General features: G+C 37.1%; 9 protein-coding genes. 4 read left to right on the plus strand and 5 right to left on the minus strand.

Annotated elements, in window-relative coordinates; translation table 11 throughout:
• Positions 1 to 99 precede the first annotated feature (99 nt).
• Positions 100 to 2,703, plus strand: a complete 2,604-nt coding sequence (alaS, locus tag D1003_RS10470) for an alanine--tRNA ligase (protein WP_153936946.1) — start codon at positions 100 to 102, stop codon at positions 2,701 to 2,703.
• Positions 2,704 to 2,830: 127 nt separating this feature from the next.
• Here alaS and D1003_RS10475 read toward each other — a convergent pair whose 3' ends face one another.
• The 5 genes from D1003_RS10475 to mutY all read right to left on the minus strand — a co-directional run bounded on the left by D1003_RS10475 (position 2,831) and on the right by mutY (position 7,685).
• Positions 2,831 to 3,559, minus strand: coding sequence for a YqjF family protein (locus D1003_RS10475; RefSeq protein ID WP_153936947.1), 729 nt, complete (start codon positions 3,557 to 3,559; stop codon positions 2,831 to 2,833).
• 68 nt (positions 3,560 to 3,627) lie between these two features.
• Positions 3,628 to 4,995, minus strand: coding sequence for a peptidylprolyl isomerase (locus tag D1003_RS10480; protein WP_153936948.1), 1,368 nt, complete (start codon positions 4,993 to 4,995; stop codon positions 3,628 to 3,630).
• A gap of 98 nt (positions 4,996 to 5,093) precedes the next feature.
• Positions 5,094 to 6,014 (minus strand): PfkB family carbohydrate kinase, encoded by a 921-nt coding sequence (locus D1003_RS10485; RefSeq protein ID WP_153936949.1) that lies wholly within the window; start codon positions 6,012 to 6,014, stop codon positions 5,094 to 5,096.
• Between the two features lie 25 nt (positions 6,015 to 6,039).
• The gene (gene gldD / locus D1003_RS10490) at positions 6,040 to 6,603 is read right to left on the minus strand and encodes a gliding motility lipoprotein GldD (protein WP_014937387.1); all 564 of its coding nucleotides are present in this window, start codon (positions 6,601 to 6,603) and stop codon (positions 6,040 to 6,042) included.
• Between the two features lie 44 nt (positions 6,604 to 6,647).
• Entirely contained in the window at positions 6,648 to 7,685 is a 1,038-nt protein-coding gene (gene mutY / locus D1003_RS10495) for an A/G-specific adenine glycosylase (RefSeq protein ID WP_153936950.1), read from the minus strand.
• A 46-nt stretch (positions 7,686 to 7,731) separates the two neighbouring features.
• Here mutY and D1003_RS10500 point away from each other — a divergent pair, with 46 nt between their 5' ends.
• From D1003_RS10500 to D1003_RS10510, 3 genes are all read left to right on the plus strand, one after another.
• Complete coding sequence (locus tag D1003_RS10500; protein ID WP_004919742.1) at positions 7,732 to 8,025, plus strand: HU family DNA-binding protein; 294 nt, start codon at positions 7,732 to 7,734, stop codon at positions 8,023 to 8,025.
• 223 nt (positions 8,026 to 8,248) lie between these two features.
• A complete protein-coding gene (locus tag D1003_RS10505) occupies positions 8,249 to 9,808 on the plus strand; it encodes a ribonuclease E/G (RefSeq protein WP_153936951.1) in 1,560 nt (519 codons plus the stop codon).
• A 738-nt stretch (positions 9,809 to 10,546) separates the two neighbouring features.
• Entirely contained in the window at positions 10,547 to 12,442 is a 1,896-nt protein-coding gene (locus tag D1003_RS10510; RefSeq protein ID WP_153936952.1) for an FISUMP domain-containing protein, read from the plus strand.
• Positions 12,443 to 12,543 lie beyond the last annotated feature (101 nt).

Here is a 12,543-nt window from a genome sequence, read left to right on the forward strand (position 1 = left end):
AGAGGGCTAATTTTCAGTATTGTAAGTTGGGTTGATAGTACTGTTTTATATGATTTTTGTGTAAATTTGCCACCAATTGTAATTTAGATAGTATATATAATGACTTCACAGCAGATAAGACAGGCTTTTTTAGATTTTTTTAAAAGTAAAGAACACCTTATAGTGCCTTCCGCACCAATAGTATTGAAAGACGACCCTACACTGATGTTTTCTAATTCAGGAATGACACAGTTTAAGGATTATTTTTTAGGCTATAAAACACCTAAAGCTCCTAGAATTGCAGATACACAGAAATGTTTGCGTGTGTCTGGGAAGCATAACGACTTAGACGATGTGGGGAGAGATACCTACCACCACACAATGTTTGAAATGCTAGGTAACTGGTCTTTTGGAAACTACTTTAAAAAGGAGGCAATTGCTTTTGCGTGGGAACTACTTACAGAGGTTTATAAAATCCCAAAGGAAAACTTATATGTTACCATTTTTGAAGGTGATGCTACCGAAAATCTAGAGCGAGACCAAGAGGCATACAACTGCTGGAAGTCTTACATTGCTGAAGATAGAATTCTTAACGGAAATAAAAAGGATAACTTTTGGGAAATGGGCGAATCTGGACCTTGTGGACCTTGCTCGGAAATTCATATTGATTTAAGAAGTGAGGAGGAAAAGTCCAAAGTTTCAGGTAAAGATTTGGTAAACCAAGACCACCCGCAGGTTGTAGAAGTGTGGAACCTCGTATTTATGGAGTTTAACCGCAAAGCTGATGGTAGCTTAGAGAAACTTCCCGCTCAACACGTGGATACAGGTATGGGCTTCGAAAGGTTATGTATGGCACTACAAGGTAAAACTTCTAATTATGATACAGATGTCTTCACGCCTTTGATTGCTAAAGTAGAGCAACTTTCTCATAAGAAGTACGAAGGTTTATTAGATAATGAGAAAGATATTGCAATAAGAGTGGTAGTGGACCATATCCGTGCGGTATCTTTTGCTATTGCTGACGGTCAGTTACCATCTAACACGGGGGCAGGTTATGTTATCAGAAGAATTTTACGCCGTGCCATTTCTTACTCGTACCGTTTCTTAGGTATGAAAGAGGCGTTCTTGTATGAACTTGTAGCGGTGCTTAAAAATCAGATGGGGGCATTTTTCCCAGAGATAGAAAAGCAAGAGAAACTAGTTACAGAAGTGATTAAAGAGGAGGAAAACTCATTCCTTAAAACTATAGAACACGGCTTAGTAAGATTAGAAAATATTATTCAAGAAACGCTTAAAAAAGGTGAAAAGACTTTACCTGGAGCAGAAGTTTTTGAGTTGTATGATACTTATGGTTTCCCTGCAGATTTGTCTAGAATTATAGCAGAGGAAAAAGGACTTACCGTGGACGAAAAGGGCTTTGATGAGGAAATGGAGAAGCAAAAACAGCGTTCTAAAAAGTCTTCGGCTCAAAAAGTGTACGATTGGGTTACTTTAAAAGACGAAACAGAATCTTTTGTAGGTTATGACCAATTAGAACATAAGGTGTTCATCACGAAATACCGAAAATTAGAAAATAAAGATGGTGTATTCTACCAAGTAGTGTTTAACCAAACCCCTTTCTATGCAGAAGGTGGGGGACAAGTAGGAGATAAAGGTTATATAGAAAGTGAGGAAGGTCAGTTTGAAGTATTAGATACTAAAAAGGAGAATAACCTTAATATTTCTCTTATTAAAGACTTACCACAAGCTCCAGAGAAAGAGTTTACAGCGGTTGTGGATAGCAGGTTGCGTAGAAACACACAAGCCAACCACTCTGCCACACACCTTTTACACGAGGCTCTTAGAGAAGTTCTAGGAACTCATGTGGAGCAGAAAGGTTCTTTTGTGGGAGCAGATTATTTAAGATTCGATTTTTCTCACTTTAGTAAAATGTCCGATGAGGAGATTGCTTTAGTAGAAGAAAAAGTAAATGCTAAAATTAAAGAGAATATTAGCTTACAAGAGTACAGAAATATCCCAATACAGGAAGCTCTAGACAAAGGAGCAATGGCTCTTTTTGGAGAAAAGTATGGAGATAATGTTAGAATGATTCAGTTCGGAAGTTCTAAAGAATTATGTGGTGGTACTCACGCTAAATCTACAAGCGAGATAGGTTTGTTCAAAATTGTTTCCGAAAGTTCTACTGCGGCAGGTATTCGTAGGATAGAGGCCATCTCTTCTGAAAAAGCGAATGCTTATTTTAAAGAGTTGGAGGAGCAAATGGCTCAACTGTCTCTTGCATTAAAAACTAAAGATGTTCAGAAATCAGTAGAGAAGTTGTTGGAGGAAAATCAGAAGTTGAAATCGGAATTAGAAGCTATTAAAAAAGAGTTAGCCAAAAACGAAACGGCAGATTGGAAAAATCAGTTTGTTTCTAAAGAGGGTAAAAATCTATTAGTGAAAATGACTTCTCTAGATGCAGCATCGGTTAAAGATATTGTGTTTCAGCTTAAAAAAGAGGTGCCGACTTCGGTAATAGTTATCCTTTCTGATGCTAATGATAAGCCAATGATAAGTGTAGGTGTTTCTGACGATTTAGGCGATAGTTATAATGCAGGAGCTATAGTGAAAGAGTTGGCTAAAGAGATACAAGGCGGTGGTGGTGGTAACCCAGGATTTGCCACAGCAGGTGGCAAAAACCTAGAAGGTTTACCAAAGGCTTACGAAAAAGCTCAAAGTTTATAAAAAACTAAAAGGATTGTTCTTAGAGAACAATCCTTTTTAGTTGTATTTATTTAATATAATTTTCAAGTTTATATAACGATTATGCCAAATCTTTCACCCAACTAAAGTCAGTTTATTACCTATTGTATTATTCGTACACAGGCTCTCGTTTCCACGCTATAACTTTTATACCTTCTGAATAATGTGTTAGGTTTGGTTGTCTATTGCTCAAATCAATTTCACCGATTTTGTAATTTACATTTAAACTATTTATAGCTACTTTCTTTATTTCCCATTCTTTATGGTGAATATCATAACGGTAGATTATATTTTCTTTGTCAAGATATAAACAATAGCGTTCTGTCAACCATTTGTCAAGTTCTGTTTTATCAGATATTGTTTCTTCGATTTCATATTCAGCGTGTAGTCTAAAGCCTTTATTGGAGTTGATAGAACTATATAATCCATCAGTTCTATTGATAGTTGATTTCTCGTAAGGCAGTCCAGAAATTACCTTTGCGATGAATGACGAAACAGATTTCCCAGCTTCAATATTTAAAAAGTAAACACCTCTTTTGTTACCATTGTAAACATAGGTTCTAAGATTTACTTCATCAAAGTCTGAAATACATTTAATGGAAGGTAAAAATCTAGGTCTTATTTTTTCCATCGTAAAAGCAACTAATGAAATATAGCAATTCCCTTTAAAAGTATCTAAATCTAGGTGGTTGGGAACATATTTTCTTAATAGTTCAAATGGAACAATCCAATGTAAAAACAAAGCCTTATTCCATTCTTGGTAGTATACCCAATTCCCTTTTGGTATTTCAAAAGGTCTATGAGATATTTCTTTTAATATTTCTTTAATTGTATTCATTCACTTGTGTTGGCTAATCTAGTATATAAAAAAACAGCTAATTAGTTTTAGCTGTTTTTTGTTTTATCTTATTTGGTAAGAGCTTGTTTGTTCCAATCTACATTAAATTGGCAAGATTTGTAACGCCCATCAATAGATATGAAAGTATCTGGTAGTTTTTCAACAATCCATTTCTCCATAACTTTACCCTTTTTTTGTTCTAGAGCATAATTTTTTATTCTTTCATAGTCTGTAGCTATATCAAGTGTATGGGCTGGAATCTCTTCTAAAACTTTGATAATGCTTACCACTTTTTTATCTCTATTGGCTACATCTTCAAATGCATCTGTAATATCTCCTACCTTTAGACCCACAATCTGATAGCTGTAAGTAGCAGGTAAGTCAAGTTTTTCCAATCTGTCAGAACCTCCAGGTGTAGAGATAACTCCTGCATTAAATTTGGTAGCCTTATCATCAGAGTATTTGTAAGCTGCTTCTTTAAAGGTAAGTTTACCTTCTTCTATTTGTTTTTTGATATCGTTGAGTTCTTTTTTGGCAGTTGCTATTTCTTCAGCGTTAGGTTCTGCTTTTAGTAGTATATGTCTGGCATCGTAGAATTTACCACTTTTCTTAACAAGCTGTATAAGGTGATACCCAAACTCGGATTCTATAGGTTTGGAAAGTTCGCCTTCCTGTAAATTGAGAGCAGCAGCTTCAAAAGCTTTTACCATAGCTCCCTTTGCGATGTTTTTATATAGTCCTCCCGTAGCAGCAGACCCTGGGTCTTCGGAATATATCCTTGCCATTTTTTCAAAACTTTCACCGCCTTCTATGTCTTTCTTAATTTGGTTAAGTTTATCAATTAATTTTTGTTGGTGTTCCTTTGTTAGTTTAGGGTGAATGGTAATCTTTGCTAACGAAATTTCGTCCTTTACCATAGGAAGTTGCCCTTTATAGATGTTGTAGAAGTCGGTAACTTCGTTTGGAGTGATGTTAACTCCGCTAGTAATTCTTTGATATTTAGCTTGTCCGTAATATTGGTCAGTATCAATTTGCTCTATTGCAGACTTCATTTCAAATGAATTTCTGAATTTGTAAGCTGCTAGAAGCTCCTTTTCTGACGGGAATTGTGCTAAAAGTTCGTTATACTTGGCTTCTGCTTGTTGCTTAATAGCTTCAGAGTGATTTTCTATTAAGGTATCTTTCTTTGCTTCGTAGATGAGTAGCTTATTGCTTAATACTTTTTCTAGGAACTCACATCTATTAGTTGTTTGTACTCCTTGCTGACGGGCATAATTTTCTTGCTGTTCTATGTCAGACTCTAAAACTATCTCGTTGCCTATTACTGCGGCTATCCCGTCCACTAAACTACCAGGTTTAAGCTGTGCATAAGCGTTAAACGAAAGTAATGTGATGAAAAAACTTAGTAGGAAAGTGATTTTATGTTTATAGTTCATATCTAGTTAAATTTAAAACTTAGGTTGCAAAAATAGAATTATTAAACAATAACTCTTAATATTTTATTATAATTATTTCTTAAAATTTGTAGCTATATTTAAAGTTTCACTTCAAAGGCAGTTAGTTTTTTAAATTCTTGTATTCGTTCTTTAAGCATAGTTTCTGATATATTGGCAAGTCTTTCTGTACCGAATTTCTCTACCGTAAAAGAAGCAATAGCAGAGCCCATCATTAGAGCGGTTTTCATATTTTCAAAACTGTAATCTTGGGTTTTGGCAAGGTGGGCTGCAAAACCTCCCGCAAAAGAATCTCCTGCACCTGTAGGGTCAAACACATCTTCTAAAGGCAAAGCAGGAATTGCAAAAATCTGGTTTTTATCAAAGAGTAAAGCTCCGTGTTCTCCTTTCTTAATGATGACAAATTGAGGTCCCATTTTTCGGATTTTTTGAGCGGCTTTTACTAGTGAATATTCTCCAGAAAGTTGCCTAGCCTCTTCGTCGTTAATACAAATGATGTCTATTTTAGAAATAATGTCTAACAATAAATCCCAAGTATGCTTCATCCAAAAGTTCATAGTGTCCAGGATAACGAGCTTGGGGCGTTTTTTCATTTTGTTAAGAACTGACATTTGTACCGCGGGGTGCAGGTTTCCTAATAGTAATACTTCTGCCTCTTGAACTTTTTCTGGGATTTTGGGGTCAAAGTTTTCGAGAACATTCAGCTCTGTGGATACGGTATCTCTAACATTTAAGTCGCTGTGGTATTTCCCTGACCAAAAGAAGGTTTTTCCGTTAGGGATAATTTCTATCCCATCAATATTGATGTTTTTACGCACCATCATATCTAATTCTTCTTGAGGGAAATCTCCTCCTACCACAGAAACAAGCCCTACACTAGCTTCCATTACAGAAGCGGCTAACCCTATATAAGTAGCAGCACCACCTAGTGTTTTGTCGGTTTTTCCAAAAGGGGTTTCTATGGCATCAAAAGCAACAGTTCCTACAGCTAAAAGTTTCATTGTTTTTCTGTTTGAATTTTTATAATTATTTCTTCCACTGGAAGGTTTCTATCAAGTGGAGTATATCTGTTTTTATGTATTCTACCGCAGGGGCAAGAGAATCTGGTTTGGGGCGAGAGTTAAAATATAAATTCCCTGTTATAAAATGGTGAGTGCTATCTGTGATAAAAAACTGAATGTTAGATGCAGACTCGCCCTTTAGTTCGTAAAAGTTGCCAAATACTCTTTTCTCGGGATAGCTAAAAGATTTGGTTTCTATGGCACTGGCTTTTATAGTGTGTTCGTAAACCATTTTTTCAGCTTCCTTTACGTGTAGTTGAAAGTCGTTTTTTATAGGGAAGTAGGTTAAAAACACATTAGCCTTCATTTTAGGATAGCTGAGGTTAAACCAGCACTCTCTCTGTTTAGCTGGTGTTACTTTAGCAAAATCCGAGAACTCAAAAGTATAACTACAAGTATTGTTAAAGGGTTGATAATGTGCTTTAGGATACTCTAAGCGGAGTTCTCCTTTAGGTTTGGGTAAGGTTTCGCCTTTACATCCGATGAGAGTAAAGACCAAGATAATGGAAAGTGTGATAACTTTAAACATTGTGCAAAAATAAAAAATACTTACCAATTAAGATGGTAAAAATACTATTTGTTGAAAGTTTTATCAATGTAGTTTTCTAAAGGCTTCGGAAACGATTTTTGTTGCGAACTTTCATAATCCACAAAATTGAAGTTATGGTCGTGAGCAAGTTGTTCCAATAGTTCAATATTGGGTACACTAACGGCAATAAATTCTATTTCTAAATTTTTGTGTGTGAGTTTGTGTTTAACGGTATTATGATTGGAGATGTATTCTTCTAAATGTTTAGGTAAAAATTCTGGAAAATCATAAAGGTTTTTCCAAATAGAAGAGCGGTCGCGTTTCTTTACTACAAAAAAATCATTGTGGTGGATAAAGTAGTATTTTAGTTTTATGTCTTCGGTTTTTACCTTTTTTATTTTAACAGGGAATTTATCTATTGTCCCTGTATTAGAAGCGATACAATCTTTACTTAAAGGACAAAGCTCACACGAAGGCTGTTTAGGTTTGCAAATGCCAGAGCCTAAGTCCATAATTGCTTGGTTGAAATCCCCAGGGTTATCTTTAGGAATAAGGTCTTTGGTAAGTTCTGAAAAATAATCAAACGCATTAGATTTTGAAATGTCAAAATCATCAGCGAAAAATCTAGAGAAAACACGGTAAAAATTACCATCTATGGCAGGGTAGGGCAACTGGTATGATATACTGCAAATGGCAGCGGCGGTGTATTTTCCTATACCTTTTAGTTTTAGAATGTCTTGGTATTCGGTAGGGAATTTTCCTCCAAAATCTTGCATAATTTGTCTAGCAGCATATTGTAGATTGATGGCTCTAGAGTAGTAGCCTAAGCCTTTCCAGTAGAGAAGTACTTCGTCTGTATCGGCTTCTGCTAAAGATTTTACATCAGGAAATCTAGCTACAAAATTAAGGTAATGCTGAAGACCTTGCTGTACTTGGGTTTGTTGTAAAATAATCTCACAAATCCATATATTATAAGGATTTTTAGTCGCTCTCCAAGGTAGGTCTCTAGCATTTTGTTTGTACCATTGGAGTATTCTAAAGCCAATGTTTAGAAAATCAGGGTTTTGTTTGTTTGTTTTCAAAAATAAGTTATATATTTGCACACCAAAAATAAAAACAAAAAAGGAAATGACAAAAGCAGAATTGGTAAATACCATATCGAACAAGTTGGGTATTGAGAAGAATGACACGCAGAAAGTAATAGAGGCTTTTATGCAAGAGATAAGAGGTTCTCTTTATGAAGGTAACAATGTTTACTTAAGAGGTTTTGGCTCTTTCATTATTAAGACTCGTGCTGCTAAAACAGGAAGAAATATCTCTAAAAATACAGCGATAGAAATTCCTGCACATAATATTCCAGCGTTTAAACCATCTAAATCTTTTGCAGAAAGAGTAAAAACTAAAGTTCCAGTAAAGGATTAAATTCAATTTATTTATTAACATAAAAAATATAAACTATGCCTAGCGGAAAGAAAAGAAAAAGACACAAGGTAGCAACTCACAAGAGAAAGAAGAGAAGAAGACAAAACAGACACAAGAAGAAGAAATAAGTCATAATCTCTTATTAAATATAATATAGTTGATGTTTTATCAAGGTAAAATACATCAACTATATTTTTGTTTAACTATCTAATATAATTTTAGAATGAAAAAAGAACTGCTAATATCTAACGAAGGCGGTGCTTCTAAGATTGCATTGATAGAAGACGGACGCTTATTTGAGCTACACGAACAAGAACAAGAGAGCGATTTTGTCGTAGGAGATATTTTCCTCGGAAAGATTAAAAAGCTAGCCCCTAACCTTAATGCCGCTTTTGTAAATATAGGCTACGATAAAGATGCCTTTTTGCATTATCAGGATTTAGGACCGCAGTATCTTACCTATCGTAAATTTCTCAACGAAACTTTATCTAAACGGAAAAACGACTCAAGTCTAAAGAACTTTCCTATAGAAAAAGCGTTGGATAAAAACGGTATGGTAGATAGCGTTTTGGCTAAGGACGATGTAGTTTTGCTACAAGTTACCAAAGAGCCTATCTCTACCAAAGGAGCTAGAATTTCTACCCAAGTTTCTCTTACGGGGCGTTTTTTAGTATTGATACCATTTGACCAAAAAGTTTCGGTATCAAAGAAAATTAAAGACTCGGCGGAGAGAGAACGCCTAAGAACGCTTATAGAAAGCATCAGGCCAGAAGGTTTCGGTGTAATTATAAGAACCGTAGCGGAGGGTAAAAAAGTAGCCGAGCTCCATAATGATATGAACCAGTTGGTTCAGAAGTGGGAGACTTGTTTTAAGAATATACAACGAGGCAAAGTACCTTCTAAAATCCTAAGTGAGGAAGAAAAAGCGTCTGCTATCCTAAGGGATAATTTTAATGCAGATTTTGTAAGCATCATCTGTGATGATGAGGATATGGTGCAAGAAATGAAAAATTACCTAGAGGTAATTGCACCAGAGAGAAAAAATATAGTGGAGTTTTATGACCATCATATCCCACTATTAGAATACTATAATGTAGAAAAACAGCTTAAGCAGAGCTTTGGTAAGCATGTTAATATCCCTAGCTCCAAAGGAGCCTATTTGGTTATAGAACATACAGAAGCACTACATGTAATAGATGTAAATTCTGGTAACAATATAACCGCAGGAAGCCAAGCCAATAAAGAGCACGCCTTTAATGTGAACAGAATGGCAGCTACAGAGATTGCAAGACAGTTGAGGCTTAGAGATATGGGAGGCATTATAGTAGTAGATTTCATAGATATGAGAGATGCCGAGCATCGTAGAGAGCTTTACGAGCATCTTAAAAATGAAATGAAACGAGATAAGGCAAAACATAAAATTTTGCCGCCTAGTAAATTTGGATTGATACAGATTACAAGGCAAAGGGTTCGTTCTGAAACGGTGATAGAAACCAAGGAAGAAAACCCAAACAAAGACGGTGAAATTTTAGCACCAGTAGTCATTGTAGAGAAAATGGCAGAAGTCCTAAAAGGGCTTATGCAAAAAGAAAAAGGAAGGCTTTATCTGCACACCCATCCGTTTGTGGAGGCTTACCTTACCAAAGGTCTTATGAGTATACAGACCAAATGGTACTTAAAGTACAAAAAGTGGGTAACTATTATCCCGAGAGACTCTTTCAAATATTTAGAATACAGGGTTTACAATAGCAAAAAACAAGAGTTAGCGAGTTTCTCAAACTAAAAAATACAATCACCTTCTCCAGCACGAGAGGGTGATTTTTGTTTGCCTTATTTTGAAAAAAATAAGAGAATTGTCTCTAAAAACTTGCATACTTCCGCGAAAGGTGATATGTTTGCCATAGTTTTTATGACACGCAATACCAGCTACATACAAAAAAGTGAAAAAAACTTACACAAAAATTTGGTAGTTCCAAATAATTGTGTAAACACACACACACACACACACACACACACACAGAAGAGCTACACGCATACGCGTATTATACTACTTTTTATCTAAATTTTTATCATCAATCATAAATAATTTTCCTCTAGCTTCCGTTGGGGGCATTTGGCGTTTGGCATACGCTAAGTTTTGTTTTCATAAATACCTGCTAGAAGTCCGTCTTTTTCATCAGCTGAATGGGTGGTTTGGGTTAGGGGCTTCTAGCGTACAGAGAGGATACTCTATTCTCTCTGTCTTAGCCTTTCCTCTCGTTTTGTGTGTGTTTAGAGGGGAAAGGCGTTTTCTCATTGGTTCAAGAGTTCAAGGTTTAAAGTTCAAATATTCAAGGGGTAAGGGTTCAATAGTTCAAAGTTTAAAGTTCAAATATTCAAGGTTGAATAAGCGTACCTATCCCTTAAACCTTAAACATAGAACCTTGAACAGCTTCAGCTCCTTGAACTTTAAACTTTTTTACAACTTCACAATTTAACAACTTAACAATTTAACAACTTAACATCTATAAACTTTAACATTATGAAAAAGATTTTATTCTGTGCGATGTTTCTGCCGATGGCATTACAGGCACAAGTGGGCATCAATACCAACGACCCCAAAGCCACCTTAGAGGTGAAGAAAAATACCCATATCCCCAACACCCAGCCGCAAGGCGTGCTATTCCCTCGATTTACCTCGGAGGAGCGTTTGAAATTTTCGGGGACTGCCGAAGTAGGCACGATGATTTACAATACCGACAAAAGCTGTATAGAAATTTACCAAGGTGTGGTTTCGGGGGTTCACCAGTGGACTTGTATGCCGGGGAGCAACCAGACCCAGTCGGTAGCGGTAAAGGCAGCAGGGTTTGAAGGCTCTTATGTGGGTGGTGTGGCATTTACCAGTGCCAATAAAGCCAAATTTAAGTTAGAAAACAACTCGTTTTCTAATGTTAGCTCGTCTTTTGCCGATGCGGTAAGTTTTCAGAATGGCAGTGCAATGATTACGATGGAAAACTGCCAGTGGCAGAAGCTCAATGGCTCCACGCCGACGGGAAGCGTGAATCTTTGTACCTCTGGAAACTTTATTAACTTAAATTCTGGAGAATCGGCATTATTAACTTATACGATGAGTGGAACACCAGCCACAGGCACTTTGACGGCTAACTTTAGCAAACTCGGCGCCCAAGCTGACCAATCCATCACCGTAGGTCTAGGTTCTGCCTCCATTACCTCGCCTAAGACAGAATATGTGGTGTCTTTAACCTACAATGGTACCGAACTTCAAGGGAAAATCACCAACGGAATGACGGTTAAAATCCCATACACGGGCGGCTCGGGCTCTTATAATGCGGCGGTGGCAACGCCTACGGCAACGGCTCCGGGACAAGGCGGCGATATGAATACGATAAGCCTTAGCATTCCGTCGGGGAATTTTTTGGTGAGTGGCGACTTGGTGGCAACGCTTACGGTGGACGGCGATGGAGTGTATAATGTAACTAAAAAGGCTCCAGGCGAGCAGTACGACATTGCCACCATTCCATATAGCATTAACGGAACCAATTATGAATTGAAATTAGTGGGGATTGGGGGTATCCCAGATAGATGTTTTGGTAAGACCACACAGCAATGTTTGTCAGATATGGGTAGTCCTTCGCCTTGGGCATCTACAGAAAAAGAGCATCAGTTCGTTTATTTACCTATTCAAGGTCCAGATGGTAGGACTTGGCTGAATAACAACTTGGGGGCGGAGTACGCTCGTGTAGGCTCGCCTTGGTTTAACCTAAGGCATCAAGCAGGGGCTTTGGATTATACGAATACTACCACTGCTTTACCGCTTTCTAATCCGACTCCCGAACAGATTAGAAAAGACTGGCGGGCGTATGGTTCGCTCTTCCAGTGGCAGAGAAAGCCGGATGGGCACGAACTTATCACTTGGACCTCTTCTACCAGTGGTACGCCTAAATATGCTACTGTATTTGGCCAATCTCCTTCTTGGACCAATGCAGGAATGAATAAGCTTATACTTCCATCAAGCTCATACATTAGTTATTCATGGGTTGAAGGTTATGCCAATGCCTCAGGTCCTTATAATTTATGGCAGGCGAATGGTTCTAATAACCCTTGTCCTGAGGGGTATCATGTGCCTACACGACAAGAGCAAGAAGCATTGGCTAATGCAATTGGTAATAATTATTCTATTATGTTTGCCGAGACGGGGCTACGCCTGCCAGCAAGTGGTAACCGAGCTCCAGATTTTGGACATTTAGTCAATGTGGCGAATTTTACATGGATGTGGAGTAGTAGTAAATTGAATAGTGGTAGAATAGGGTTTATATTCCATAATGCTTCGACAGATGGTTCTGTCTTCACTGTACAGATAAACGATGAATCAAGAGCTCATTCCGGCTTCAGCATCCGCTGCATTAAGGATAACTAAGTGGTCAGCTTAAGAACCCAAGAGGGTAACCCCTCCTTATATATAAGATAAATCAACTAAAGTATAACCCATAAAATAAATGTATTATGTCAATTAAATTT

Origin of the sequence: Riemerella anatipestifer, assembly GCF_009663465.1 — a bacterium.
Lineage (GTDB): Bacteria > Bacteroidota > Bacteroidia > Flavobacteriales > Weeksellaceae > Riemerella > Riemerella anatipestifer_C.

Coding starts and splice junctions, on each gene's coding strand:
- alaS (WP_153936946.1), top strand. CDS start 100: ATGACTTCACAGCAGATAAGACAGGCTTTTTTAGATTTTTTTAAAAGT.
- D1003_RS10475 (WP_153936947.1), bottom strand. CDS start 3,559: ATGAATACAATTAAAGAAATATTAAAAGAAATATCTCATAGACCTTTT.
- D1003_RS10480 (WP_153936948.1), bottom strand. CDS start 4,995: ATGAACTATAAACATAAAATCACTTTCCTACTAAGTTTTTTCATCACA.
- D1003_RS10485 (WP_153936949.1), bottom strand. CDS start 6,014: ATGAAACTTTTAGCTGTAGGAACTGTTGCTTTTGATGCCATAGAAACC.
- gldD (WP_014937387.1), bottom strand. CDS start 6,603: ATGTTTAAAGTTATCACACTTTCCATTATCTTGGTCTTTACTCTCATC.
- D1003_RS10500 (WP_004919742.1), top strand. CDS start 7,732: ATGACAAAAGCAGAATTGGTAAATACCATATCGAACAAGTTGGGTATT.
- D1003_RS10505 (WP_153936951.1), top strand. CDS start 8,249: ATGAAAAAAGAACTGCTAATATCTAACGAAGGCGGTGCTTCTAAGATT.
- D1003_RS10510 (WP_153936952.1), top strand. CDS start 10,547: ATGAAAAAGATTTTATTCTGTGCGATGTTTCTGCCGATGGCATTACAG.